The sequence below is a fragment of the Streptomyces daghestanicus genome (assembly GCF_020521275.1).
Lineage (GTDB): Bacteria > Actinomycetota > Actinomycetes > Streptomycetales > Streptomycetaceae > Streptomyces > Streptomyces griseoviridis.
On record NZ_BNDX01000016.1, the window covers coordinates 354,051 to 378,834 of the forward strand.

Genomic DNA, 24,784 nt, shown 5'->3' on the forward strand with positions numbered 1-24,784 from the left:
AGCCGGCGATCTGACGTGCCACGGTCGGCTTGTCACGGTCGGGCGGGCGATCGGAGCGCGGCGCCGATCGCCTCGCCGAGTGCCCTGCCCACCGGCGGAGGGGTCGCGTGGCCGATCTGCCGGTACCGCGCCGTCTTCAGGCCAGTGATCCGCCACTCCGGCGGGAACGACTGGAGTACGGCCGCCTGGTCCACCGTGATCTTCAGCATCTCGGTGACATCGGCCGAGCGGGGCCACTTGTAGTCCGGCCCAGGGACTTCATCGGCGAACACGTTGCCGTTCACGCCCATGCGGGCGAAAGCCTTCTTGGTACCTGTCGGACCGACGTCCGGCCCGCCCCGGTTGTCCGAGCCGCCGACGAGGGTCGGTGCGACGGCTTGAGCCTGGTCGGCCCAGTCGTCGGCCTCCGACCAGCCACGCGCACGCATCGAGCGGCGCAGTGCCCTCCCGAGCGACACGTGCTCGCTCACCGTCGGCGCGGGCGGGACGAAGGCGTCGAACCAAGGCTTCTTGATCGCCACGAGGATGCCCTGCGCCCGGTCCTGTGGGACCCCGAAGTCGGCCGCGTTCATCACGAACCAACGGAGCCTGTAGCCGAGGTGGACGAGTTCGTCCTCGACGAACGACCGGACCTCCGCGTACACAGGCGATTCCACGAGGGCGGGGAGATTTTCGATGAGCAGAGCGCGAGGCTGGATACCGTGAGCGAGGTACACCGCAGCCTTGAGCAGTCGCAGTTCCGGCTCGCTGTCCATCCGTGCCACCGCGGCCGATGATTTGACGCGAGGCAGTCCGGCGGACAGCAGATCGGCGTCGAGCGTTTCCGGATGCTCTGTGGGCACGAAGTCGATCAGGTCCTCGCACAGGACGTTCCAGTGCGGCCGGTTGGCCAGCAACGTCTGGCAAGCCTGGGGCTTGTTGTCGAGCAGCAGGGACGGGGAGAACCCGGCACTCTCCAAACCCGAAGCCAAGCCACCCGCCCCCGCGCAGACGTCCACGAAAACCAATCGGTCAGTCATTGACCCCCCTCTTTTTCATGTCATGCGCGATCCGACGGTCGCGCACTCCCCCCGCGGCGCCCCCTGCGCCGCTTCTCCTCGTCCACCGCTGCCCGGACCGCTGCCGCCACTTCTTCAGGTGGGAGGTGCTCCCAGAACCGCAGCACCTTCCAACCCGCTGCGATCAGATGCTCCGTGGTCTCGCGGTCCCGGGCCATGTTCCGGTCCAGCTTCTGACGCCACCAGTCGGCGTTCGCCTTCGGTTGTGTGGCGTGCTCGGGACAGCCGTGCCAGAAGCAGCCGTCGATCAGAACCGCCACCTTGGCTCCGGGAAACGCCACGTCGAGTCGCCGTCGAGGCATGCCGGGGACGGGGTACTCGATCCGATAGCGCAACCCCGCCGCGTGCAACAGCTTGCGCACGGCCAGCTCCACACCGGTGTCCTTGCTCGCCTGCCTGCTCATGCGGGCGGAGACACCGGGAGAGGAGGGCGTCACGCTGTTCATGGCTGGAGCCTCGCGTACTCAGGTGGACTCGATCGATGATCGTCTCTGCGATGGAATCTACCGCTTCGAGCCTCAGATGTTCGAGGTCCCGTGACACTCCCCATAAACCCGCCCCGACCCGCACCAACAAGCCGCCCCCCGCTCCGGCGGCCAGGAAACGGCCCTTCCCCGTGCCCCCAGTGTCGTCGCGTACTGCGGCAGGAGGGAGGGGTCTTCCGGGGGCGTGTTCTCGGACGCGGCGAAGGCCTCGTAGGAGGGGACCGTGCCGCGGACGATGCCGAGGTTGCGCGTGCCGGAGGACTCCAGTTCGCGCAGGGCCTCCTCTATCGAGGTCAGGTGCTCCTCGTAGGAGGGGTACTCCGCGGCCAGGGCCGGGTACGCGGTGAGGAGTTCGGTCAGTTCCTCGGCGGGCCAGTGCAGCATGGCGACCGGGAAGGGGCGGGAGAGGGCCTCGCGGTAGGCGCCCAGTTCGGCGCGGAGGCGGGAGATCTCGGCCGCCAGCTCGGCCGGGTTGTCGGAGCCCAGGGACCAGACGCGCTTGGGGTCGTGGAGTTCGTCCAGGGTGACCGGCATCGAGTGCAGGGTGTCGGCGCGGGTGTCCCAGTCGTCGTGGGGGAGGCCCAGCATGCGGCGGACGCGGTGGCGGCCGTAGAGGACGGGGTGGGTGGCGTACGGGGGTTCCTGTCCGGCCGGCAGGAGGAGGCGGGCGGCCTCCGTGAACGTCTCGTGGGCCGCTTCCAGCTCGTCGTGGGCCTCCAGGGACTCCGCGACGATGATCCAGGGCGCCGGGTCCCGCGGGGACGCCGCTCGGACGCCGTCGATGATGGCCCTGGCCTCCGCCTCGTGGCCGTACTCCCAGAGGTTGGACGCCTTCAGGGCGCGGACCAGGGAGGGGTTCTCCAGGGCGCCGGGGGAGGAGAGGAGGCGGTCGTAGAGGGCCGTCGCGGCGGGGCGCTCACCGGCCAGTTCCAGGTGGGCTGCGGCCCGCAGCAGCAGGGCCTCGGCGTCCTCGGGGTACAGGCCGGCGGTCCGCTCCAGGCGTGCCGCTTCGGCGGTGTGGTCGACGTTCTCGGCAGGCGTGTCGGGGCGCATGGGGGACACCGTACTGCCGCCCTGTGACAAAAGGTGAGGAGATCCTTCTCGCGGAGGACCCGGGCGGGCGGGCGGGTCGTGTAGAAGTGAGGGGTCGGCGGGAGTACGGGAGGGGCGTCGTGCGGAGCGGGAGCAGCGGTGGGGGCGGCGGGTGGCCGCGGGCCCTCGTCGTGCTGCTCGTCGTCCTCCTGGTGCAGGCCGCCCTGTTCGCCTCCGCCGACGCCGGCGGGCTCTCCGTCGTGGTGGCGGGCGCCGCGCTCGCCGTCTGCCTCCTCGTCGCCGCGCGGTGCGCGCCCGCCGTGCCGCCCACCCGGGTCCGTACGGCCCTCCGCGACCGTGAACGGCGTACGGCCTTCCTGCCGCAGCGCGATCCCGACGCCGCGGGCCGCCGGCGGCCCCGAGCGCCCGGACGGGCCCTCCCGGCGTCCGTCGCGTAGGCACTTCGCCCCCTCCTGTTCGCACCGCGCTCGTTCGAGCGGGACGAGAACAGCCGAGGTGCGTCCGTTCACCTTCCCGTGCCCACCGCCCGGTCCGCCGGTCCCGCCGTTCACCTCACCCGGTACGCCGAGACCCCCGGAGGGCTCCTTCTCATGTCCGTCTTCGCCGGCCTGGTCCACGACCTCGCCGATCTGCTCCGGCCGTTGTTCGGCGCGGGCGCCGCTGCCGCCGCCGTCGTCCTGTTCACCGCGCTCGTACGGCTCCTGCTGCACCCGCTGTCCCGGGCCGCCGCCCGCGGACAGAAGGCGCGGGCCGCGCTGCGGCCGAGGATCGACGAACTGCGCCGCCGGCACGCCCGCGACCCCGAGAAGCTCCGGCGGGCCGTGCTCGCGCTGCACACCGAGGCCAAGGTGTCGCCGCTGTCGGGAATCCTGCCGAGCCTGGCGCAGGTGCCCGCGTTCTTCCTGCTGTACCGCCTCTTCACCGACGGCTCGGACGACGGGCTGATGAGCCACCGGCTGTTCGCCGCGCCGCTGGGCGGGACCTGGGGCGACGCGCTCGGCAGCGGCGGGCCGCTGGGCGGGGCGGGGCTCGTGTACGCCGGGCTGTTCGCCGTCGTCGGCGTCGTGGCCGCGGCCGGGTACCGGCTCACCCGGCGGGCCATGGCCGATCAGCCGGCCGCCCTGCCGGACGGGGCGCCGGGGGCCGTCGCCGCGCTCGGCAGGGTCACGCCGTTCCTCTCCTTCTTCACCCTCGTCACCGTGGCCGTCGTCCCGCTGGCCGCCGCGCTCTACGTCGTCACCAGCACGGCCTGGGGCGTGGCCGAGCGGGCCGTGCTGTACCGGTGAACCGGTTAACCGGTGAACCGGCGCCAGGGTGTGGACAGGGTCTTGCGGAGCGGAACGCGAGCTTGGAGGATCGACCAGTCCTCCGATGGGTGGGTCCCGCCGCAACCGGGCCCGTCCCGCCGGCGGACGCCCGCGAGTGAGGGAGACGGAACATGAAGCTGCTGCGAGTCGGTACGGCCGGGGCGGAGCGGCCCGCGCTGCTCGACGCCGACGGCACCCTGCGCGACCTGTCGGGCCTGGTGCCGGACATCGACGGCTCGCTGCTCGCCGACGACGCGGCCCTCGGCCGGGTGCGGGCCGCCGCCGACGCCGGTGACCTGCCCGTACTGGACGCGACCGGGCTGCGGGTCGGGCCGCCGCTCGGCCGGATCGGCAAGGTCGTGTGCATCGGCCTCAACTACTACGACCACGCCCGCGAGATCGCGGCCGAGCCGCCCGCCGAACCGGTCGTCTTCCTCAAGGCGGCGGACACGGTGGTCGGGCCGTACGACACCGTGCTCGTGCCGCGCGGGTCCGCCAAGACCGACTGGGAGGTGGAGCTGGCGGTCGTGATCGGGCGGACGGCCCGCTACCTGGAGTCGGCGGCGGACGGGCTCGCCTGTGTCGCCGGGTACGCGGTCGCGCACGACGTCTCCGAGCGGGAGTTCCAGATCGAGCGCGGCGGCACCTGGGACAAGGGCAAGAACTGCGAGACGTTCAACCCGCTGGGGCCGTGGCTGGTGACCGCCGACGAGGTGCCCGACCCGCAGGACCTGCGGCTGCGGCTCTGGGTCAACGGGGAGCCGAAGCAGGACGGCACGACGGCCGAGCAGATCTTCCCGGTCGGGGAGGCCGTGCGGTACGTCAGCCGGTTCATGACCCTGTACCCCGGCGACGTCATCAACACCGGGACGCCGGCCGGGGTGGCCATGGGCCGGCCCGAGCCGAAGCCGTACCTGCGGGCCGGGGACGTGGTCGAGCTGGAGATCGACGGACTGGGGCGGCAGCGCCAGGAGCTGAAGGACGCGTAGGGCACCACCGCCCCGACCGGTCACGCCAGGAGAGAGGCCAGGCGGCGCCAGCCGTCCCTCGGCAGGGGGGCGTCCAGGCCGCCGTCCTGGACCACCTGGAGGGCGACGTGGTCGGCGCCCGCCGCGTGGAACTCGTCGATACGGCGGCGGATCGTGCCCTCGTCGCCCCAGGCGAACACCGCGTCGATCAGCCGGTCGCTGCCGCCGTCCGCGACATCGGCGTCGGTGAAGCCGAGGCGGAGGAAGTTCTGGGTGTAGTTGGGGAGCTGGAGGTACAGGGCGAGGTAGGCGCGGGCCGTCGCGCGGGCGCTGGACGGGTCGTCGTCCAGCACCACCTTGAACTCCGGCGCGAGCAGCGGGCCGGCGCCGAGGATCTCGCGGGCCTTCGCGGTGTGCTCGGGCGTGACCAGGTACGGGATCGCGCCCGCCGCCCGGTCCCGGGACAGCTCCAGCATCTTCGGGCCGAGCGCGGCCAGGAGCCGGCGGTGGGCCGGCATCCCGGCGCGGTCCAGCTCGTCGACGTAGCCGGCCATCTTCGAGTACGGGCGGCTGTACCCCTTCACCGCGGGGCCGTGGCTGACGCCCAGGCCGAGCACGAACCGGCCGGGGTGGGCCACCTCCAGCTCGGCGAAGTCGGCGGCGGTCGCGGACGCCTCGTGCTCCCAGACGCTCTGGATGCTGGTGGCGACGACGAGCCGCGAGGTCGCCTCGATGAGCGGGGTGGCGTCCGCGGCGGAGGTGTTGCCGCCCAGCCACAGGGCGCCGAAGCCGAGCCGCTCGGCCTCCGCGGCGGCCTCGGTGCGCGCGCCGTGGTCGTGGGGGCCGTCGACGCGCAGTCCTCCGGCCCAGACGCCGTACCGTCCGACGGATTCCTTCAAGGCGGCCGTGGTGTCGTTCATCGAGGTGTGATCCCTCCAGTAGATGGCTGATCATTCCTGCCGTACCGCGTGCCAACGACAGCCATCATCACCCGCATTCCCGCGCTCAGCCCCGCAGGAACCGCTCCAGCGCCTCCACCACCAGCCGGTGGTCCTGGAGCTGCGGCAGCCCGGAGACGGTCACCGCGCCGATCACCCCGGCGCCCTCGACGGTGACCGGGAAGGAGCCGCCGTGCGCCGCGTAGGTGTCGGGGTCGAGGCGCGAGGACTCCTCGAACGTCGTGCCCTTGGCCCGGAACCGGGCGCCCACCAGGTACGACGCCGAGCCGTACCGCTCCACCACCCGGCGCTTGCGGGTGATCCAGGCGTCGTTGTCGGGGGTGGAGCCGGGCAGGGCGGCGTGGAAGAGCTGCTGCCCGGCCCGGTGGATGTCGATCGCGACGGGGGCCTCGCGCTCCCGGGCCAGTTCGACCAGGAGCGAACCCAGCGCCCACGCGTCCTCGTGGGTGAAGGTACGGAAGACCAGGCGGCGTTCCTGCGCCTCCAGCTCTTCCAGAGACGGGGGCGGCTCCGGCGTCACAGGGTCACCACCACTCCGTCGCGGGCCGAACGGCGGGCCGCCTCCAGGACGTCCAGGGAGGCCGCCGCCTCCCGGGCGCCCACCGGGTTCGGACCGCCCCGCAGCAGGGCCTCGGCCACCGCCGCGTAGTAGGCGGGGTAGTCGCCCGGCACGCTCGGCTCGATCCGGCCGCCGCCGGTCGACGGGGACTCACCGGAGCCCACCCGGCCCCACAGCGCCTCGTCCTCCTCGCCCCAGCCGCGCCCCGGGCGCTTGCCCTCGCGCAGGGCCGCCTCCTGCGGATCGAGGCCGTACTTGACGTACCCGGCCTTCGAGCCGAGCACCCGGAAGCGGGGGCCGAGCTGGGCGGTGGTGGAGGAGACGTACAGGTGGGAGCGGACGCCGCCCGCGTGGGTCAGCGCGAGGAACGTGTCGTCGTCGGCCTCCGCGCCCGCGCGCCGGACGAGCGACTCGGCGTACACCTGGGTGACCGGGCCGAAGAGGACCAGGGCCTGGTCGACGACATGGCTGCCGAGGTCGTACAGCAGACCTCCGATCTCTGCCGGGTCCCCGGACTCCCGCCAGCCGCCCTTGGGGGTCGGCCGCCAGCGTTCGAAGCGGGACTCGAACCGCCATACGTCGCCCAGGGCGCCCTCGGCGAGCAGCTTGCGCAGGGTGAGGAAGTCGTTGTCCCAGCGGCGGTTCTGGAACACCGAGAGCAGCAGGCCGCGCTCCCCGGCCAGCGCCGCCAGGTCGCGGGCCTCGGCCGCCGTGCCGGCGATCGGCTTGTCCACCACGACCGGCAGGCCCGCCTTCAGGGCCTCGGTGGCGAGCGGGACATGGGTCTTGTTGGGGGAGGCGAGGACGACCAGGTCCAGGTCGGCGGCGCGCGCGAACAGCTCGTCCGGGCGCGCGAGGAGCGTCACGCCGGGGAACTCGGCGCGGGCCTGCTCCTGCCGCTCCGGGCTGGAGGTGACCACCGTGTCCAGGGTGAGCCCCTCGGTGGCGGCGATCAGCGGGGCGTGGAAGACGGAACCCGCGAGGCCGTAGCCGACGAGGCCGACGCGCAACGGCGTGCCGGAGGAGGTATCAGTCATGCGTCCACTTTGGCAACGGTGTTGCGAAAGTGCAAGCAGGGGCGACAATGGTGGGCGTGAACAGGACGAACGGCCCCGGGGCGCGGACCCCGCGCAGCCCCAGCGCCGCCCGGGTGCTCGACCTGCTGCGCGCGGCCGGGACGGAGGGCATCAGCCGGCTTGAGCTGGCGGAGCGGACCGGGCTCACCCCGCAGGCGGTCAGCAAGATCACCGCCCGGCTGCGGGCGGACGGCCTCGCCGCCGAGGCCGGGCACCGGGCGTCCACGGGCGGCAAACCGCGCACGGTGCTGCGGCTGGTGCCGGAGGCCGGGCACGCGGTCGGCGTCCACCTCGATCGCGACGAACTCCGGGCCGTCCTGGTCGACCTCACCGGCACGGTGGCGGGGGAGCGGCGGGCCCCGCTCGACCTCGGTGCTGGCGCGGAGGCGGTGGTGACGGGCGTGGTCCGGGAGGTGGAGGCGCTGGTCGCGAGCGCCTTCGGGGAGGGCCGGGGTGCGAGTGCCTTCGGGGAGGCCCGGGGTGCGAGTGCCCTCGGGGAGGGCCGGGGCGCGAGTGCTCTTCGGGAAGCCCGGGGTGCGAGTGCTCTTGGGGAAGCCCGGGGCGCGGGTGCTCCCGAAGAAGTGCAAGGCGCGGGGGTCCTTGAGGAGGGGCAGGGCGCGGGGGCGGTGGCGCGGGGCGTCGCGGGCGCCCCCGCCCTCCTCGGTGTCGGCGTCGCCCTGCCCGGCCCCCTCGACCACGCCCGGGGGGTGCTGCACCGGGTCACCGGGTTCCCGGAGTGGGACGGGTTCCCGCTGCGGGACGCGCTCGCCCGGCGCCTAGGCGTGCCGGTCGTCGTCGACAAGGACACCAACGCGGCGGCGCTCGGCCTCGCGGTCGGCGGCGAGCGCGGCTCCTTCGCCTACCTGCACCTCGGTACGGGACTGGGGGCGGGGCTGGTGTTCGGCGGGAGCGTGTACCGGGGGGCGCGGACGGGCGCCGGCGAGTTCGGGCACCAGGTGATCCAGCTCGACGGCCCGCCCTGCCCGTGCGGCGCCCGCGGCTGCGTGGAGGCCCTGTGCCTGGCCGCCGTCGCGCGCGGCGACCTCGCCGAGGCGGCCAGGGTGCTGGGCGCCGGCGCCGCCAACCTCGCCGGACTGCTCGACATCGACCTGGTGCTGCTCGGCGGCCGGACCGTCGCCGGGGCGCCCGGCGCGTTCGTCCGGGGCGTCGGCGCGGTGCTGGACGCACGGGCACGGCGCGAGGGCGGGCACGGGGGCGGCGTACCGGTGCGGGTGGCGCCCGGCGGGGCGCGGGCGATCGCTCAGGGCGCGGGGCAGCTGGTGCTGGCACCGCTGTTCGGGCGGGGGGACGCGTAAGGGCCCTGGTCCGGTCGGCGGCAGACGGTACGCCCGTTCGGGGGCGGCGCGCGGAGTGGTGCCGTGGGGGAGCGGCCGTACGGGCAGCTCATATGGTCATGCGACTGTGTGCACCCCCTGTGTCCCCCCGCCCGGCGCACGTGCCCCGCTTCCCGGCGGCGGCCCCCTGCCTGGCGGTGGCAGCCGCCCTCCTGACCGGACCGGCGTCCGCCCCGGCCCACGCGGCCCACGCGGCCCCGGTGTCCGCGCCCCTCCCCGACTGCACCGCCCCCGAGGACCACACCTTCCCGCTGACCACCCGCCTGCGCGGCGGTCCGGGCGGGTACGAGGCCGGCGGCGCGCCCGGCACCTGGTACCTCGACCTGACCAACACCACCGACCGCACCTGCTCGGACCTCCACCCCGTGATCGTCCTCGCCGGCGAGCGCCGCGCCCCCGAGCCCGGCCGGCTCACGCTGGAGTTCTACGCGGGGCAGCGGGCGCATCCGGTCCGGTTCGCGCCGGCCGGGGCGGGCGAACTGGCCGGTGTCCTCGCCACCGAGGACACCGGCTTCACCGTGGCGGCCGGGCGGACGCTCACCGTCAGGCTCCGGCTCACGGCCGCCCCCGGCGCCGCGCCCGGCCGGATCACCGCCCACGCCGCCGTCGTACCGCGCCGCGAGGGCGACGGCGGCGACGCGTGGCTCGGCCGCTCGAACGACTACCGGTTCCGGATCACGTCCGGCGGCCCGGCCGCCACCCTCACCGGCGGACCCGCCACCCCCACCGGCGGACCCGCCACCCCCACCGCCGCGACCGCCACCCCCACCGCCGCGCCCGCCATCCCCGCGTCGAGCCCGCCGCCCTCCACCCCGCCCGGCCGCCTCCCCTTCGCCGACGAACTCGCCGGCACCGGCCTGGCCCGCACCCCCGCCGCCGTGGCGCTCATGGCCGCCGCGCTGCTGGCCGCCGCCGGCACCACCACCGTCCTGCTGGCCCGCCGGCGCCGCTGACCGGGCACCCGCGCCTCGGCCCCGCGGGCCCTGCCTTCCCCGGCAGCTCCGCCACCCCCGTCCGCGGCCGTCCCTGCGCGGTCCACCCGAACGGCCGGGCCCCCGGCGCCCCCGTCCGCTCCGGCAGCCCGGAGCACGGCCGCGTACCGGAGTGCCACGCCGTCGAGGCACGCACGGACCGGCTGGTGGACGAACCGGGGGAGGGCACCCCATCCCGACCGAACGCGACCTCGCCGAGCGGGACGAGGTCGCCCGCGAGACCGTCCGGCAGGCCCCGCGCGAACGGGTGCCGGAGGGCTGGGGCGGCAAGCCGCGCCGGCCGGGCCGGACGGCACGCCCGCCACCTTCGCGCTGCCCCACGCCACCGGCCTGCTACCGAGGCCCCGCACACCGGGAACGGCGGGAGGCTCCTCGCCCACCGGCTCGGCGAGCGGGCCCAGTGCCGGGTCAGCGCGATCGGCGGCGGCTCCGCGGCCCGCGAGGACATCGGGGCCGCCGCCGACGCCGTCGCCCTGGCCGAGCTGAAGGCCGGCGTGGAGGTCCTTGAACCGGACCGGGCCGGCACCGAGGAGAACCTGACCTTCTGCGCCGGCGCCTGGAAGTCCGCCACCGGCGGCTGACGGCCCCCGCCCGGCGCGTCAGACCAGGTCGACCAGATCCGCGATCGAGTCCACGACCTGCGTGGGCCGGTACGGGTACTGGTGGAGGTCGGCGGTGGTGGTCAGCCCCGTCAGCACCAGGAAGGTCTCCATCCCGGCCTCCAGACCGGCCAGCACGTCGGTGTCCATCCGGTCCCCGATCATGGCGCTGGTCTCGGAGTGCGCGCCGATCTGGTTCAGCCCGGTGCGCATCATCAGCGGGTTCGGCTTGCCGACGAAGTACGGGTCCTTCCCCGTCGCCTTGGTGATCAGCGCGGCCACCGACCCCGTCGCGGGCAGCGCGCCCTCCGGGGACGGCCCGGTGTTGTCGGGGTTGGTCGCGATGAACCGGGCACCGGCGTTGATCAGCCGGATCGCCTTGGTCAGCGCCTCGAAGGAGTACGTCCGGGTCTCACCCAGCACCACGAAGTCCGGGTCGGTGTCGGTCATGACGTACCCGGCCTCGTGCAGGGCAGTGGTCAGACCCGCCTCGCCGATGACGTAGGCGGTGCCGCCGGGGTGCTGGGCGTCCAGGAACTTGGCGGTGGCCAGGGCGGAGGTCCAGATGTTCTCCACCGGCACCTCCAGACCGATCCGGTTCAGCCGGGCGTGCAGGTCCCGGGCGGTGTAGATCGAGTTGTTGGTCAGCACCAGGAACGGCCGCCCGGAGTCCCGCAGCTTCTTGATGAAGGCGTCGGCGCCGGGCACCGGCACCCCCTCGTGCATCAGCACGCCGTCCATGTCGGTGAGCCACGATTCGATGGGCTTGCGCTCTGTCATACGGGCGGACTCCTGCCGTGCGGGGACCGGGGGGACGGACCGGGGAACGGATGTGCGGGCGGGGAACGGGACCTGCGGACGACCATGCTAGACACCAAACCCGTCCCCGCCCCCCGTCCCCCGTTCGGAGCAGCGCCGGGCCCGCAGCGGATGCGGGTGCCACGCCGCCGGGGGAGTCTCCAGAGGTGACTGGAGGTACACGATGGGCCCACTGAAAGCCACTCTCTGCGCCGGGAGCGCGCTGTGCGCGGCGCTCGCCCCGGCGACGGCGTACCCGGCGTACGCGGGCGACACCGACCAGGTCGCCGTGACCCCGGCGACGCCCGCCCCCGGCTCCGACGTCACCCTCCGCGTGCCCGGCTGCGCCGGGAAGACCGCGGTGGCCGTCTCGGCGGCCTTCGAATCCGACACCCGGCTCACCCTGACCAGCAGCGACGGCGCCCTCGTCGGCGCCGGCCGGATCCGCGCCTCGGTCGAGGCGGGCGCCTACGCGGTGAAGGTCCGCTGCGGCTCCGAGCGGCACACCGGCCGCCTCACGGTCGGCGACGGCAGTGCCCGCCCGCCCGCCGGTCGGCCCCCCGCCTCCCCGGTCGCCCCCGTCGACGCGGGCGGCGGCGGTGCCGCGCGGCAGCTCGCCGCCCGTGACGCCGGCACCGCCCACGCCCCCCAGGACGAGGCCCGCCCCGCCGGACCCGGCACCGCGCACGCGGTGACCGGCCTGGTCCTCGCCGGGGTCGCCGCCGTCGCCGTGGCGCTGCGCAGCGCCCGCCGGAGCCGCGGGACGGACTGACCATGCCCGACCGGGAACCCCAGCGCTCCGCCTCCCCCGGCCGCCTGGTGACCGGCATCGCCTGGACGGTGCTGTTCCTCGGGCTGTGGCTGTGGGGCCGCGGCACCACCGACGGCATATCCGGGCCGGCCACCGGCGACATGACGGCGGCCGGCCGCCCCCCGCACCTCTCCCTTCCCCCCGCCCACGCGCCGCTCGACGGCGACGCCGCGCCCCGGCGCCTGGACATACCGGAGCTGGGCGTGAGCGCCCCGGTGACGGGCCGCGGCCTCGACGCGAAGGGCGCCCTCGAACCGCCGCCCTTCGCCCGCCCCGACACGGTCGGCTGGTGGACGTCCGGCGCCACGCCCGGCGCGGCCGGCACCGCCCTGATGGTGGGCCACGTCGACACCGACACCCGCCCCGCCGTCTTCTACCGGCTCAGCACCGTCGAACCCGGCGGGACCATCCGGGTGCTGCGCGCCGACGGCCGCACCGCCGAGTTCACCGTGGACGACGTACGGGTCCTCACCCGCGCGGACTTCGACGCCCGGCAGGCGTACGGCCAGCACCGCTCCGGCCGCGCCGAACTGCGGCTCATCACCTGCGGCGGCACCTACGACCGGGTCAGCGACAGCTACACGGCGAACGTGGTCGTCTCCGCCTACCTCACCGGGACGCCCGGCCGGGACCACGCGTGACCGGGGCCCGTCCGCACCCCCTTCCCAGGTGGTGCGGACGGGCCCCGGTCAGCTTCCGTCATCGAGCGTCCGTGGCCCGTACGGGCCGTGAGGTCACCGCCCGGCGGTGTCCGCCGCCCCGGCGAGGCCCGGCGCGTCGACCCGCTGCGCCGGGATGACCAGGCCGTGGCGTCCCTCGGCGGCGTCCTCGGCCAGCTCCGCCGCGGACCGCTCGGCCAGCGCGATCGCCGCCGCGTTGAACCGCTCCATGGAGGTGGGGTGGTCCGGACCGAGCACGTACTCCTTGAGCGTGCGGCGGTGCGGGGCCATCGGGTCGTGCGCCGGCTCGCGCACCGACCGCAGGATCTCCGGCAGCCGGGTGCAGTCCCGGTCCAACAGGTAGGCGCCGCCCGCGGTGGTGTAGGCGGCCCGGAACTCCTCGTCGGGCAGGTCGTGCGCGTTGGTCAGGACGTACGGCTTGAGGCTGGCGACGAAGTCGGCGACCACGGAGGAGACGTCACTGATGAGGATGTCGGCCTGGTTGAAGCACTCGTACAGGCTCGGCAGCCGCTTGCGGATGATGTGGTGCCGGACCGGGCCGTGGCTCTCCCAGAAGAGCCGGTGCCACTCGTCGGTCAGCTCCTGCCACTCGGTCCCGCCGTCCCGGTCGGGCACGCGCGCGTCCCGGGTCTGCTGGGCGTCGTCACCGGTGAGCTTGCCGGTCAGCTCGGCCAGCCGCTCCTCGATCTCCCGCAGCCGCGGCTGCACCGCGGCGACCGCGCTGTCCGTCCGCGCGCCCTCGCGCCGCTCGTTGTCGGCGCGCAGCAGTTCCCGCACGGCCGCGTCCGCCGCGGCGGCCTCGGGCGAGCGCTTGCCGGTGAGCGGGTGCGGCTTGTAGATGATCCGTACGTTCTCCTGGAGGAGCTTCTCGATCATCGTCACGCCCATCGGGATCAGCGAGGTGTGACAGTCGTCGTCGCTCCAGCCCTCCCAGGTCGGCGCGTACAGCACCGTGGGCTGCGGGCCCGGGACGTGATCGGCGTGCAGCCGGATCGGCGCGAGCTGCGGACGGCCCACCTCGACGATGGCGCGGTCGCTGATGGCGTGCCGCACCCGCTGGTAGCGGTCGCGGCCGGCCCGGCCGGCCACCCAGATCTCGTCGTAGACCTTGCTGACCCGGTTGCTGCTGGCGAGCTTGTCGCTGTCGCCGTGCCCGATGAAGACGTGCTTGGCCTCGGCGACGCGCAGCATGTGCACGTTCTTGCCGGCGTTGCCGGGGTAGAGGACGACCCGCACCTCGGACAGGTCCAGCTTGGCGACGTCGTCCGCCTTGGGCGTGCAGACCACGGGGACCCAGGTACGGCTCAGGTACCGGAACGAGGGGCGCTCACGCAGCACGATCAGCGGCCGCAGGTCCATCTGCTCCAGCGTCTCGATCCACATGTTCACCTGGTACATGAAGTCCCGGGAGACCGCGGCGAAGCTGAAGTACAGGGCCACCTGGGGCCGGTAGTCGGCCAGTTGGGCGTTGAGGGTGGCGATCACGTCGTCCGGGGACGGCATCCGGCGCGTCCTGACGAGCTGCCAGAGCAGCGCGGCGAGCGCCAGCGTGGTGAGCCCGGCCGTCAGCGCGAAGCCCGCGTACGCCGCGTTCCAGAGGTCGGCCGACGGCTTCCGGGCCGACAGCTCCACGGTGATCAGGACGGCCAGCAGGCCCACGTGGCCCGGCAGGTCGAGGTGGAGCAGCTTGCGCAGGAACCGCCGGTACAGCAGGGCGGGCGGCTGCTGGGGGATGCCCGCGGCGCTCATGTCGAGGTTGCGCACGATCACCGGCAGGTTCCGCCGCGCGCGGATACCCCGGTGCACAGCCGAGTAGAGCATGGTGAACGCGAGGTGGACGCAGAACGCGACCAGCCCGGTGATCAGGACCGTCCAGGGGACCTCGGTGCGCCCGGCCAGCACGAGCAGCGAGACCGTGCGGATGGCGAACCGCATGGTCCGGGTGAACTGCAGTGACGACAGCCGGCGGATGAAGCCGGGGGCGCGGGAGTGCAGCACCTCGTCCGCGACATAACTCACGGCCCAGGCCGCGGCGAACCCCCAGACCGACGGCAGCAGGGCGAACACGGGAAGTGCCGCGAAGCCGGCGCCGAACAGGAGCACCAGTAGGAGGTCGGCCTTCCCGCGCACGCGCAGGACGGAGCACAACCGGCGGATCAACATGGGCAGGATTCCTCTTGACGGATTGCGTGCGGCAGCGCGGACGCCGCGGTACTCCCGTTCGACAGGCGACACACATGAATGGTTGTACACCATCGGTTAAGAAGAATTTAATCCTTCATTTGTCACTACTCGGCCACAGCCGCCCGCGCACCCGTGGAGGCCGCGTGGGTGTCACTCCCGTATGTCAGGATTGAGCCCTGGATCGGCGCACCCAGGGGGGGACGGATGGACCGCAGCAGGGGGGGCCGGGCGTGCGCCCTGGCGCTGGGGGCGGCTCTGCTGATCGCGGGCTGTTCCTCCTCCGGTGACGGGGCGGGCGGCGACCGGGAGAAGGGCGCCGGCGCCGGCATCACCCAGCGGCCCGCGGAGACCACCCCGTTCTGGGTCAATCCGGACAGTACGGCGGCCCGGCGGGTCGCCGCGCTGGAGCAGGCCGGCGAGGACGCCGACGCGGCCCGCATCCGCCGGATCGCCGAGCAGCCGGTCGCCGAGTGGATCGGCCCGGACAACCCCGAGGAGCAGGCCCGCGGTTTCACCGAGGCCGCCGGCCGGGCCGACCGCACCGCGCTGCTCGTGCTGTACAACATCCCGCACCGCGACTGCGGCCAGTACTCCCAGGGCGGCGCCGCCGACGGCGACGCCTACCGCGCCTTCGTGGACGCCGTCGCCCGGGGCATCGGCGACCGCCCCGCCACGGTGATACTCGAACCGGACGCGGTCCTCCACCTGGTCGACGGCTGCACGCCCCAGGAGTTCCACGAGGAGCGCTACGACCTCCTGGGCGGCGCCGTGGACACCCTCGGGGCACTGGAGAACACCAAGGTCTACCTGGACGCGGGCAACGCGGGCTGGGGCGACCCCGGCCAGATCCACGACCCCCTGAGGCGCGCGGGCGTCGACCGCGCCGACGGTTTCGCGGTCAACGTCTCCAACTTCTACTCCACCGAGGACTCCCTCGCCTACGGCAAGCGGCTCTCCGCCGAGGTCGGCGGCAAGCACTTCGTCATCGACACCAGCCGCAACGGCAACGGGCCCTACACCGAGGGCGACCCGGCCGAACGCTGGTGCAACCCCCCGGGCCGCACCCTCGGCGAGACCCCCACCACCCGCACGGCCGACCCCCTGGCCGACGCCTACCTGTGGGTCAAACGCCCCGGCGAATCCGACGGCGAGTGCAAGGGCGGCCCCAAGGCGGGCCAGTGGTGGCAGTCCTACGCCCTGCAGCTGACCTCGGGACCGTAGGCCGCGCCCCCTGGTGATCCGAGTCGGAGATTCGTCGGCAGTAGGCGGATCACGCCGCAGACGCGGGGAAGACGCAGCCGATTCCCCGCGACCTGATCCGGACGACAGGCCCTAGGGAACCCGCACCCACTGCGCCTTGCTCGGCACGCCGTCCCCGTCCGTCACGAACAGCATGTACCAACCCGACTGCACCAGGTTCTTGTTCTCCGGCACCGTCACCGTGACCTGATCCCCGGACACCTCGAAGTCCACCGCGATCGACCGCTGGTCCACGTCGGTGACGTGCGTCGCCGCACTCGGCCGGATCAGCCGCGCCTTCTCGATCGACGCCGCCGCCTTCGACGTGAACGTTCCCGACCCGCCCCGCGCGATCCGCTGCGGCCCCCCGGAGAGGTCGGGCCGCTCCCCGCCGTACAGATACGGCGGCGTGTAGATCTCGATCCGCTGTTCGAACGTGCCCGGCTTGGTGTTGGCCTTGTCGCCGTACAGCGAGTCCGACCCGAAGAACATCACCCGCCCGTCGGGCAGCAGGACCGACCCGGAGTGGTAGTTCCGCCCCACCAGCGGATCGGCGACCCGCCGGAAGGAGTTCGTCTCCGTGTCGTACAGCCGCGCCTGCAGGATGTTCGAGTCGCCGCGCCCCCGGTAGTCCTCCGAGCCGCCGGAGACCAGCACGCTGTCGTCGGGCAGCACGGACGCCTGCGGGTACCGCGTCCCCTTCTCCAGCGACGGCCCGTCCACGAACCTCGGACTGTCGGCCTTCAGGTCGACGATCCGCGTCTTCTCGCTGGACAGCCGGGACTCGCCGACCCCGCCCCCGCCGATCACCATGTACGTCTCGTCCTGGGCCGGCGGCAGCAGCACCGTGCCGGACGTCTCCATCATGTTCGCGTCGCTCAGCCCGGGGACCTCGTCGAACTCATTGGTCTCCACGTCCCAGACCCCCGGCTCCCGGCCGACGTCGTCCGGCCCGTACCCGGCGTTCGAACCCGAGTAGAAGATCTTCCCGTTCTGCATCAGGAACAGCGCCGGATACGTCGGGAACTGCCGGGTGGTGTCGGTGTAGGCCCACTCCTTGGTCTCCGGGTCGAACACCTCGTTCTTGCCCGGCACCAACTGCCCGATGTCGTCCAGGCCGGAGACGCTGAGGACCTTGCCGTCGCTGAGCGTGGTGAGCGTCGGGTACCAGCGGGCCTCGTGCATCGGGTCGACCTTGACGTACTTCTCGGCGACCGGGTCGAACTCGTAGGCGTCCCGGATGCCCTGGAAGTCCTTCTTGTCCAGGGCGAGCTTCTCGGCGATGCCGTACGTGTTCCGCGCGTCGGCCCCGGACAGGCCCCGCACCGTGTAGTTGTCCTGGGTGCCGGTCTCGTACTCCGCGCCGCTCTTCTGCGCCTCGACGTAGATCCGGCCGAGCCCCGGGTCGTTGCGCAGGTACTCGCCGGTGGTCTCGTCGTAGACCTTCTTCGCGCGCGGCACCAGCACCGGGTCCTTGGAGACGAACGTCCTGCCGTTCTCCTTGCCGGTGAACTCCGTGCCGGCGGGGAGCGTGATCGGCTTGTCCGGGTTCTCGTTGTGCACCACCATCAGCCCGCCGGCCTTGGTGACGTCGCCCTTGAGCTTCTCGTACCGCTTGGTGCCGCCGGCGATCAGCAGATTGCCGTCGGCGAGCTGGGTGTGCCCGGTGCAGAACAGGTCGGTCGGGGTCGGCACCTTCTTGACCGTGCCCTTGACCGGGTCCCAGATCCGGGTGTCGAACCTCTTCGCGTCGAAGTTGTCCTGGTTGTTGCCCGACCCCGCGACGAGCAGCACCTTGCCGGTGCGCAGCAGCGCCGCGTGAATGGTGTTCTGCTTGTACTCGTCGGGGAAGTCGATGATCTCCCAGCGGCCGTTCTCGGCCTTGTACTCCGGCTGGTCGATCTTGTACTGGTGGTATTTCCCGGTGCCGAAACGGTAGAGCCACGGACCGTTCATCCCGGCCAGCGCGAGGACCACCACGGTCCCTATCGCGAGGCGGCGGGCGCGCCGGCGGCCGGCCTGCTGCTTCATTCCTCACGTCCCCCAAGTCCGCCCAGGGCGATCTGCATGGTCTGGTCGTCCGCCACCGCCCCGGACGCGGCCCAGGTGGGGCGCTGCTGGGCGTGCGCCCCCTGCTGCGGGACCGGCGCCCGCTGCGGGACCGCCCCCTGCTCGGGGACCGGCGCCCGCTGCGGGACCGCCCCCTGCTGGGGGACCGGCGCCTGCGCGGTGACGGGCGGCTCCTCGGGTGCGGCGCCCTTCGCCTTCCGCAGCTGGTACCGCCACGCGAACATCGGCGAGGCCGTGATCAGCAGCGCGAACGTCGCCCAGACGATCATCGCGGGGTGGGCGTGGCCGTACACCACCCCGGCGGCGATCGAGGCGCCGAAGACGGCGATGAAGTACCAGTGGTAGCGGAACGTGCCGAACCAGGTGTCCGGGCTGGTCGAGTCGCCCTTGGGGGTCACCACGAACGTGCTCTTGCGGCGCAGCACCGAGTCGATCAGCGCCTTGGCGTACAGCGGCGCCGACAGCGCCGACATCACCATGCCCGCGACACCGCCGGAGCCCTCCGGCTCGTGCGGGGAGATGTTGTGCCGGCGGTTCCAGACGTACAGGCCGATCTGGAGCGCGGAGGCGTTGCCGTAGAGCATCAGCCAGACCGCCGGGTCGATGTCGACGCCGGAGGCGCCGAGGCCGAGGAACAGGGCGCAGCTGAGCGCGGCCAGTATCCAGTTCAGGGCCGACATCGGATAGAAGATGATCATCATGGTGTAGTTGAAGAGCTTGCTCGGCGGCAGCGAGTACCAGCCCTTCCAGTACTGCTTGAGGATCGTCTCGTACGTCCCGCGCGACCAGCGCATCTGCTGGGTGAAGAAGTCCGTCCAGGCGTTCGGGCCCTCGCCGACCGCGAGGACGTCCGGGGTGTAGACCGAGCGCCACTTCCGCCCCGTGGCGGGGTTGCGGTGCCGGTGGATCTCGAACCCGGTCGCCATGTCCTCGGTGATCGAGTCGTACAGGCCGCCGATCTGCTTCAGCGCGCTGATCCGCACCGCGTTGGAGGTGCCCACGAACATGGGGGAGCCGTACCGGTTGCCGGCCCGCTGGATCAGGGCGTGGAAGAGGAACTGCTGGGACTCGGCGGCCTTGGTGACGGGGTTGTCGTAGTTGCCGTAGACCTGCGGGCCGATGACGAAGGCGACGTCCGGGTCGCGGAAGTAGCCGAGCATCCGCTCCAGGTAGTTGGGGAGCGGGACGTGGTCGGTGTCGACGGAGGCGAAGTAGTCGTAGTCGCCGCCGTGCGCCTCCAGCCAGGCGTTGTAGTTGCCGTGCTTGGTCCTGGCGCGGTGCGGGCCCTTGGGCCGGTTCCAGCGGGCGACGCCCTTGCGGGAGAAGTGGTGCACGCCGAGCCGGGCGCAGACGGCCTTGACCTCCGGGTCGTCACCCTCGTCGAGGAGCCAGACGTGCAGGACGCCCCGGTGGCGGATCTTCATGGCCGCCTCCAGGGTCTTCGTCACCATCTCCAGTGGTTCCTTGCCGGGCACGAAGGAGGTGAGGAAGGCGACCCGGGTTCCGTTTTCGGGCACCACCGGCACCGGGTCGCGGGCGACGAGGGTGGCGTGCGCGTTCGACAGTACGTTCGCACACCGGAACAGCTCGATCAGGCCGATCGCGACGAGCATGACGACGTCGAGCGCGGGCAGCCAGTCGAAGGCCGGGTAGTCGCGCTCGGTCCAGTGCCCGGGCTGGAGCAGCCAGACCAGCAGCACCACCGAGAGCAGCGGCGCCGCGGCCAGCATCAGCGCGGCCCGGACGCGGTGCGGTTCCTGCGAGAGCAGCGAGCGGTAGCGGACTTTGTAGGGCCGGCCGGGGTCGGGCTGGGTCAGCGGACCGGCCAGCCGGCTGTAGTGCTCGTAGTCGTATCTCGGCAGGGTCTTCTTGATCCGGCGGAACGTGCCCGTGGTGGACATCCGCAGCGAGTCCACCCTCAGCCGGGTGGTCTCGGACGGATCGAAGTCAGGTCCGGCGCCCGGCGGCGTCGACGTCATGAGTCATCCCCCCACACGCGGGTCAGGCGTGTTTCGTCGCGTACAGCGCCCGTCGACGGGGTTCCCCCGCACCGTCACAGACGCAACTGTGGTGGATCGCCGTCACCACATCACCCACACCTTATAGACACGGAGCGACGCCCTTCCGGTTGCATGATGCCTCCCGGCGCCCGGCCGGGACCGCCGTTCGGTGTGATCGCACGTCGAAGGCCCCCCGCGTGAGCGAGGGGCCTTCGACCGTCGGTGCGCCGCCAGGGACTCGAACCCCGGACCCGCTGATTAAGAGTCAGCTGCTCTAACCAACTGAGCTAGCGGCGCCTGCTGACCTGGCCAACCTTACCCGACCCCGCGGGGTGCTCCGGACCGCCGCCCGCCCGCCGGGAGCCGCCCGTACATCATTCGGACCGTCAACATGCGCGCCTCGCTGACCGTTGCGAAACTGACGCACGTGTACCGCAGCGGACAGGTCCGGCCGGAGTGTGAGGGAGATCGCATGGAGACGCCGGTATTCGAGGAGATCGCCCCGGCGAGCGACTGCGACTGCCCCGGCTGCCGGCACGGGCGCCGGGCACCGTCGCCCGCCCCCGCCCGCCCGGCCGCCCGGCGCGCCCTGGTCGTCGCGGTCGGCACCGCCACCGCGTGCGCCGCCGGCGTGGCCGCCGCCCTGCCGGCCGCCGCGCACGCCCCCGCGCGGCCGGGCGACCCGGCCGACGAGACCCCCGCCCCCGCCCCTGTCCAGGACACCCCCCAGGGCGAGCGGGCCCCGCTGCACGGCCCCGCCGGGGCGCCCGCCTCCCCGGAGGCCGGCGCCCCGCTGCCCGAGACCACCCGGGCCCAGATCATCGAGCGGGCGAAGAGATGGGTCGCCGCGAAGGTCCCGTACAGCATGACTTCCTACTGGTCGGACGGGTACCGGCAGGACTGCTCGGGCTATGTGTCGATGGCCTGGGGGCTGCCCGCCAACGAGTGGACCGGGAGCCTCGGGACCTTCTCCGACCGCATCACCAAGGACGAGCTCCAGCCCGGCGACATCCTGCTCTTCCACAACGAGGCCGACCCCGAGAAGGGCTCCCACGTGGTGATCTTCGGCGGCTGGACGGACACCGCGCGCACCCAGTACACGGCCTACGAGCAGACCCCGCCGCACACCCGCCAGCAGACCACGCCCTACGCCTACTGGAACAACTCCTCCCGTTACCTCCCCTACCGCTACAAGGGCGTGGTCACCGGTACGGCCGGCGGGGCACCGGCACCGGCCGCCACCGGCGCCGGCTACCCCGGCCGGGCCGCGTTCCGTCCGGGCGTGCGCGGCGACCACGTCACCCGCCTCGGCGAGCAGCTCGTGAAGAAGGGCTTCGGCGGGTTCTACCCGGCCGGTCCCGGGCCGCGCTGGGGCGAGGCGGACCGGCGGGCCGTCGAGGCGTTCCAGCGGGCCCAGGGCTGGCGCGGCGGGGCGGCCGACGGCTTCCCCGGCCCGGAGACCTGGCGGCGGCTGTTCGCCTGAGCCCCGGATTCCCCCGGATTCCCCGGCCCTTCCCCCCTTCCCCCGGATTCCCCCGGCCCTTCCCCCCTTCCCCCGGATTCCCCCGGCCCTTCCCCCCTTCCCCTCTTCCCCCGGATTCCCCCGGCCCTTCCCCCCTTCCCCTCTTCCCCCGGATTCCCCCGGCCCTTCCCCCCTTCCCCCTTCATCCCTTCATGACGCGTCTGGCGCGGAGGCTGGAGCACGCATGAGTACGACGTCCTCGACCACCTCACCCCCCGGCCCCGAGCCGGGCGGCCTGCCGGAGGGCCTGACCCGGCCGGTGCGGCTGATCCAGAACGAGGCCACCACCGAGATCCCCGTCCACCTCCTCTTCCGGGACGACCCCGAACCGGCGCCGGTGCCGTTGCGGCCCGCGGTGGTCGGCCGCCGGCACGGCACCGGGGAGCAGCCCCGGCTGCGCCGCCCGGTCTCCCGGCCGCGTCCGGCGCCCGAGATCGATCCCGGCCTCAGGGAGCGCCCGGCCCGGGTGCTGCCCGGCGCGGCGGGCGTGCTGGCCGGCGTCTGCGGCGCGGCCGGCTGCGCGGTGACGTCGTGGTGGGCGGGGGTGCTGCCGCCGCTGCTGCTGGAGGCGCTGCGGCTGCCGGCCGCCGGGGCCGGGCTCGGGCCCGCGCAGTGGGCGGCGTACGCGGGGGCCGGGGCGCTGGGCATGGCCGGCTTCGGCGGGCTGGCCCGCGGGCGGACCGGGCGGGCGTGGGTGCTGGGTCTGTTCGGACGCTACCGGGGCACGGTCCGCCGTACCGGCCTGATGTGGGTGAACCCGCTGCTGCTGCGCCGCCGGGTCGACGTCCGGCTGCGGCACTGGCGCAGCGAGCCGATGCCCGCGGCCGACGGCAACGGGGTCGCGCTCAAGGCGGTGACGCTGGTGGTGTGGCGGGTACGGGACACCGCGCGGGCCGTGCTGGGCGTCGAGGACCACGAGGCGTACCTGCGCGAGTGCGTGGAGGCGGCCCTGGCCCGGGTGCCGGTGGAGCCGCCGGGCAGCCCGCGCGCCGCGGCCGACCCGGGCGGCGAGGCACTGACCCGGCTGGTGGCGGCGGACGCGGCGGTGGTCGGCCTGGAGGTGTTCTCGGTGCGGCCGGTGCGGGCGGAGTACGCGCCCGAGGTGGCCGCCGCGATGCACCGCCGCCGGATCGCCGCGCTGGACGCGGCCCAGCGGGCCAGTCTGCTGACCTCGGTGGTGGACTCCGTGGAGGACACGGTGACCCGGCTCACCACGCGCGGGCTGGTCGAGCTGGACGACTACGAGCGAAAGGCCCTGGTGAAGGACCTCACGGTGGCGTTCTGCGCGGCGCCGGGAGCGGGTTCCGCTATTGGTATGGACATGTTCAACTAGCGGTCATAATCTGAGACTTGGTCTAGACCTGCACGGCTCACTGATCGTCCCCCACGTCCTTCCAGGGAGCGGCAGCATGCGCAAGAAGACCAAGCTCTGCACCGGAGCGGTGGGCCTGGCGGCCACCGGTGCCCTCGTGCTCACCTCCGGCGGCGCGGCCAGCGGCCACGGCTACACCGACCTGCCCGTCAGCCGGCAGAAGGTGTGCCAGAACGGCACGGTCGTCAACTGCGGTTCCATCCAGTGGGAGCCGCAGAGCGTCGAGGGTCCGAAGGGCTTCCCGGCCTCCGGTCCGGCCGACGGGCAGATCTGTTCCGCGAACAACACGCGGTTCGCCCAGCTCGACGCCCCGAAGACGCCCGGCGGCGGCGCCTGGCCGACCACCAAGGTCACCGGCGGGCAGAACTACACGTTCCGCTGGCAGTTCACCGCCATGCACGCCACCAGCGACTTCTCGTACTACGTCACCAAGCCGGGCTGGAACCAGAACCACAACCTGGCCCGGTCCGACCTCAACCTGACGCCGTTCCTGAAGGTGCCCTACGGCGGCAAGCAGCCGCCGGCCACGCTCTCCCACAGCGGGGCGCTGCCGACCGGGCTGAGCGGTCACCACGTGATCGTCGCGGTGTGGACGGTCGCGGACACGGCCAACGCGTTCTACGCGTGCTCCGACGTCACGTTCTGAGCATGCCGGAAGGGCCTCCCGCGACTGCGGGAGGCCCTTCCACGGTGTGCGCCGCCAGGGACTCGAACCCCGGACCCGCTGATTAAGAGTCAGCTGCTCTAACCAACTGAGCTAGCGGCGCATGACCCCCGCCGACCGCGCTTTTTCCGTCTCGCGGGCGGCGACGAAGTAAATAATACCTGGCCCCCGGGGGTGCTCCGCACCACCGGCCGGGAACCTAGATCGCCAGGGACAGCAGCACCGGCGCCGCCCCCCGGTTCAGCGCGTCCGCCGCCCGGCGCAGCCGGTGTGCGTGGGCCACCGGCAGGGACAGCGCCAGACAGCCCACCGCGGCACCCGCGGTGACCGGCACGGCCGCGCAGACCGTGCCGACCGCGTACTCCTGGAGGTCGAGCACGGGCACGGTCGGCGGCTGGGCCGCCAGCCGGGACAGCAGCAGCCGGTCACTGGTGATGGTGCGCGAGGTGAGCCGGGCCGTCCGGTGCCGGGCCAGATGGTCGCGGCGGCCGGCGTGGTCGAGCTGGGTCAGCAGGCTCTTGCCGATCGCGGTGGCGTGCGCCGAGCAGCGGAAGTCCACCCACTCGTTGACCCTGGGGGTGCCGGGACCGTCCGCGTACTGGGTGACGCTGACCTCCCCGTCGACGTACCGGCTCAGGTAGACGGCGGCGCCGACCGCGTCGCGCAGCCGGCCCAGGGTGCGCTGGAGCTGCTCGCGCAGCGCCTCCTCACGGCCGCGCGCCGCGCCCAGCCGGGCGAGCGCCCGCCCGGTGACGTACGGGCCGTCGGCGCTCCGCTCGACGTATCCCTCCCGGCGGAGCATCCGCAGCAGCGGGGTCAGCCGCTCCCGGGTCAGACGCGTGCGGCGGGACAGCTCGGTGTCGGTGACTCCGGCGGGGTGCCGCGCCACCGTCTCCAGGACGCGCAGGGCGTCCTGGGCCCAGTGGTGCGGCGTGGCCGGCTCGTGCTGAAGCGCCACGGTGGTCTCCCCCTGCGCTCGCGCGGAACTGCCTCCACGATAGGGGCGGGAGTTCCGCGGCGGGCGGTGCTCGGC

At 73.4% G+C, this 24,784-nt stretch carries 23 protein-coding genes and 2 tRNA genes; 12 read left to right on the top strand and 13 right to left on the bottom strand.

What is annotated here, in order from left to right:
- Nucleotides 1–32: 32 nt before the first annotated feature.
- The 3 genes from Sdagh_RS28350 to Sdagh_RS28360 form a co-directional block, all read right to left on the bottom strand.
- Entirely contained in the window at nucleotides 33–1,019 is a 987-nt protein-coding gene (locus Sdagh_RS28350) for a DNA cytosine methyltransferase (protein WP_190007509.1), read from the bottom strand.
- Between the two features lie 20 nt (nucleotides 1,020–1,039).
- Complete coding sequence (locus Sdagh_RS28355) at nucleotides 1,040–1,462, bottom strand: very short patch repair endonuclease (RefSeq protein WP_190008236.1); 423 nt, start codon at nucleotides 1,460–1,462, stop codon at nucleotides 1,040–1,042.
- A gap of 114 nt (nucleotides 1,463–1,576) precedes the next feature.
- Complete coding sequence (locus tag Sdagh_RS28360; protein ID WP_190077296.1) at nucleotides 1,577–2,596, bottom strand: SEC-C domain-containing protein; 1,020 nt, start codon at nucleotides 2,594–2,596, stop codon at nucleotides 1,577–1,579.
- A 119-nt stretch (nucleotides 2,597–2,715) separates the two neighbouring features.
- On the opposite strand from Sdagh_RS28360, the gene Sdagh_RS28365 reads away from it, so the two are divergent.
- From Sdagh_RS28365 to Sdagh_RS28375, 3 genes are all read left to right on the top strand, one after another.
- Nucleotides 2,716–3,033 carry a DUF6412 domain-containing protein gene (locus tag Sdagh_RS28365; RefSeq protein WP_190007514.1) on the top strand — a complete coding sequence of 106 codons (318 nt, stop codon included), beginning with the start codon at nucleotides 2,716–2,718 and terminating at the stop codon, nucleotides 3,031–3,033.
- Nucleotides 3,034–3,186: 153 nt separating this feature from the next.
- Entirely contained in the window at nucleotides 3,187–3,882 is a 696-nt protein-coding gene (locus tag Sdagh_RS28370; protein WP_189420121.1) for a YidC/Oxa1 family membrane protein insertase, read from the top strand.
- A 152-nt stretch (nucleotides 3,883–4,034) separates the two neighbouring features.
- Nucleotides 4,035–4,892, top strand: coding sequence for a fumarylacetoacetate hydrolase family protein (locus Sdagh_RS28375; protein ID WP_190007516.1), 858 nt, complete (start codon nucleotides 4,035–4,037; stop codon nucleotides 4,890–4,892).
- A 20-nt stretch (nucleotides 4,893–4,912) separates the two neighbouring features.
- On the opposite strand, the gene Sdagh_RS28380 is transcribed toward Sdagh_RS28375, so the two are convergent.
- The 3 genes from Sdagh_RS28380 to Sdagh_RS28390 all read right to left on the bottom strand — a co-directional run bounded on the left by Sdagh_RS28380 (nucleotide 4,913) and on the right by Sdagh_RS28390 (nucleotide 7,426).
- Nucleotides 4,913–5,791: an LLM class F420-dependent oxidoreductase gene (locus Sdagh_RS28380; RefSeq protein WP_190007517.1), complete on the bottom strand. Its 879-nt coding sequence runs from the start codon at nucleotides 5,789–5,791 to the stop codon at nucleotides 4,913–4,915.
- 85 nt (nucleotides 5,792–5,876) lie between these two features.
- Nucleotides 5,877–6,350, bottom strand: coding sequence for a heme-degrading domain-containing protein (locus Sdagh_RS28385; protein ID WP_189420128.1), 474 nt, complete (start codon nucleotides 6,348–6,350; stop codon nucleotides 5,877–5,879).
- A complete protein-coding gene (locus Sdagh_RS28390) occupies nucleotides 6,347–7,426 on the bottom strand; it encodes a Gfo/Idh/MocA family oxidoreductase (protein WP_190077297.1) in 1,080 nt (359 codons plus the stop codon). The genes Sdagh_RS28385 and Sdagh_RS28390 overlap by 4 nt, the downstream gene beginning before the upstream one ends.
- Before the next feature lie 47 nt (nucleotides 7,427–7,473).
- Here Sdagh_RS28390 and Sdagh_RS28395 point away from each other — a divergent pair, with 47 nt between their 5' ends.
- The 3 genes from Sdagh_RS28395 (at nucleotide 7,474) to Sdagh_RS28405 (ending at nucleotide 10,393) form a co-directional block, all read left to right on the top strand.
- Nucleotides 7,474–8,781 (top strand): ROK family transcriptional regulator, encoded by a 1,308-nt coding sequence (locus Sdagh_RS28395; protein ID WP_190077298.1) that lies wholly within the window; start codon nucleotides 7,474–7,476, stop codon nucleotides 8,779–8,781.
- A 176-nt stretch (nucleotides 8,782–8,957) separates the two neighbouring features.
- Nucleotides 8,958–9,773 carry a hypothetical protein gene (locus Sdagh_RS28400; protein ID WP_190077299.1) on the top strand — a complete coding sequence of 272 codons (816 nt, stop codon included), beginning with the start codon at nucleotides 8,958–8,960 and terminating at the stop codon, nucleotides 9,771–9,773.
- A 185-nt stretch (nucleotides 9,774–9,958) separates the two neighbouring features.
- Entirely contained in the window at nucleotides 9,959–10,393 is a 435-nt protein-coding gene (locus Sdagh_RS28405; protein WP_190077300.1) for a type 2 periplasmic-binding domain-containing protein, read from the top strand.
- Nucleotides 10,394–10,411: 18 nt separating this feature from the next.
- On the opposite strand, the gene Sdagh_RS28410 is transcribed toward Sdagh_RS28405, so the two are convergent.
- Nucleotides 10,412–11,191, bottom strand: a complete 780-nt coding sequence (locus Sdagh_RS28410) for an HAD-IIA family hydrolase (protein WP_189420139.1) — start codon at nucleotides 11,189–11,191, stop codon at nucleotides 10,412–10,414.
- A gap of 202 nt (nucleotides 11,192–11,393) precedes the next feature.
- On the opposite strand from Sdagh_RS28410, the gene Sdagh_RS28415 reads away from it, so the two are divergent.
- Nucleotides 11,394–11,981: a hypothetical protein gene (locus tag Sdagh_RS28415; RefSeq protein WP_189420141.1), complete on the top strand. Its 588-nt coding sequence runs from the start codon at nucleotides 11,394–11,396 to the stop codon at nucleotides 11,979–11,981.
- 2 nt (nucleotides 11,982–11,983) lie between these two features.
- The gene (locus Sdagh_RS28420; RefSeq protein WP_189420143.1) at nucleotides 11,984–12,661 is read left to right on the top strand and encodes a class F sortase; all 678 of its coding nucleotides are present in this window, start codon (nucleotides 11,984–11,986) and stop codon (nucleotides 12,659–12,661) included.
- 93 nt (nucleotides 12,662–12,754) lie between these two features.
- Here Sdagh_RS28420 and Sdagh_RS28425 read toward each other — a convergent pair whose 3' ends face one another.
- Nucleotides 12,755–14,863 carry a hypothetical protein gene (locus Sdagh_RS28425; RefSeq protein ID WP_226535920.1) on the bottom strand — a complete coding sequence of 703 codons (2,109 nt, stop codon included), beginning with the start codon at nucleotides 14,861–14,863 and terminating at the stop codon, nucleotides 12,755–12,757.
- A 225-nt stretch (nucleotides 14,864–15,088) separates the two neighbouring features.
- Here Sdagh_RS28425 and Sdagh_RS28430 point away from each other — a divergent pair, with 225 nt between their 5' ends.
- Nucleotides 15,089–16,105 (top strand): glycoside hydrolase family 6 protein, encoded by a 1,017-nt coding sequence (locus tag Sdagh_RS28430; RefSeq protein WP_189420145.1) that lies wholly within the window; start codon nucleotides 15,089–15,091, stop codon nucleotides 16,103–16,105.
- Nucleotides 16,106–16,216: 111 nt separating this feature from the next.
- On the opposite strand, the gene glxA is transcribed toward Sdagh_RS28430, so the two are convergent.
- The 3 genes from glxA to Sdagh_RS28445 all read right to left on the bottom strand — a co-directional run bounded on the left by glxA (nucleotide 16,217) and on the right by Sdagh_RS28445 (nucleotide 20,490).
- Entirely contained in the window at nucleotides 16,217–18,154 is a 1,938-nt protein-coding gene (gene glxA / locus Sdagh_RS28435) for a radical copper oxidase GlxA (RefSeq protein ID WP_189420148.1), read from the bottom strand.
- Nucleotides 18,151–20,172, bottom strand: coding sequence for a glycosyltransferase family 2 protein (locus Sdagh_RS28440; protein ID WP_189420150.1), 2,022 nt, complete (start codon nucleotides 20,170–20,172; stop codon nucleotides 18,151–18,153). The genes glxA and Sdagh_RS28440 overlap by 4 nt, the downstream gene beginning before the upstream one ends.
- A 244-nt stretch (nucleotides 20,173–20,416) precedes the next feature.
- Nucleotides 20,417–20,490, bottom strand: a tRNA-Lys gene (locus Sdagh_RS28445).
- 175 nt (nucleotides 20,491–20,665) lie between these two features.
- Here Sdagh_RS28445 and Sdagh_RS28450 point away from each other — a divergent pair.
- The 3 genes from Sdagh_RS28450 (at nucleotide 20,666) to Sdagh_RS28460 (ending at nucleotide 23,733) form a co-directional block, all read left to right on the top strand.
- Nucleotides 20,666–21,676 (top strand): peptidoglycan-binding protein, encoded by a 1,011-nt coding sequence (locus Sdagh_RS28450; protein WP_189420152.1) that lies wholly within the window; start codon nucleotides 20,666–20,668, stop codon nucleotides 21,674–21,676.
- Nucleotides 21,677–21,899: 223 nt separating this feature from the next.
- Entirely contained in the window at nucleotides 21,900–23,048 is a 1,149-nt protein-coding gene (locus Sdagh_RS28455) for an SPFH domain-containing protein (protein WP_189420155.1), read from the top strand.
- A gap of 76 nt (nucleotides 23,049–23,124) precedes the next feature.
- A complete protein-coding gene (locus tag Sdagh_RS28460) occupies nucleotides 23,125–23,733 on the top strand; it encodes a lytic polysaccharide monooxygenase auxiliary activity family 9 protein (protein ID WP_190077302.1) in 609 nt (202 codons plus the stop codon).
- A 47-nt stretch (nucleotides 23,734–23,780) separates the two neighbouring features.
- Here Sdagh_RS28460 and Sdagh_RS28465 read toward each other — a convergent pair.
- Nucleotides 23,781–23,854: transfer RNA gene (locus Sdagh_RS28465), tRNA-Lys, on the bottom strand.
- Nucleotides 23,855–23,950: 96 nt separating this feature from the next.
- Complete coding sequence (locus Sdagh_RS28470) at nucleotides 23,951–24,709, bottom strand: IclR family transcriptional regulator domain-containing protein (RefSeq protein WP_190007532.1); 759 nt, start codon at nucleotides 24,707–24,709, stop codon at nucleotides 23,951–23,953.
- Between the last annotated feature and the right edge of the window lie 75 nt (nucleotides 24,710–24,784).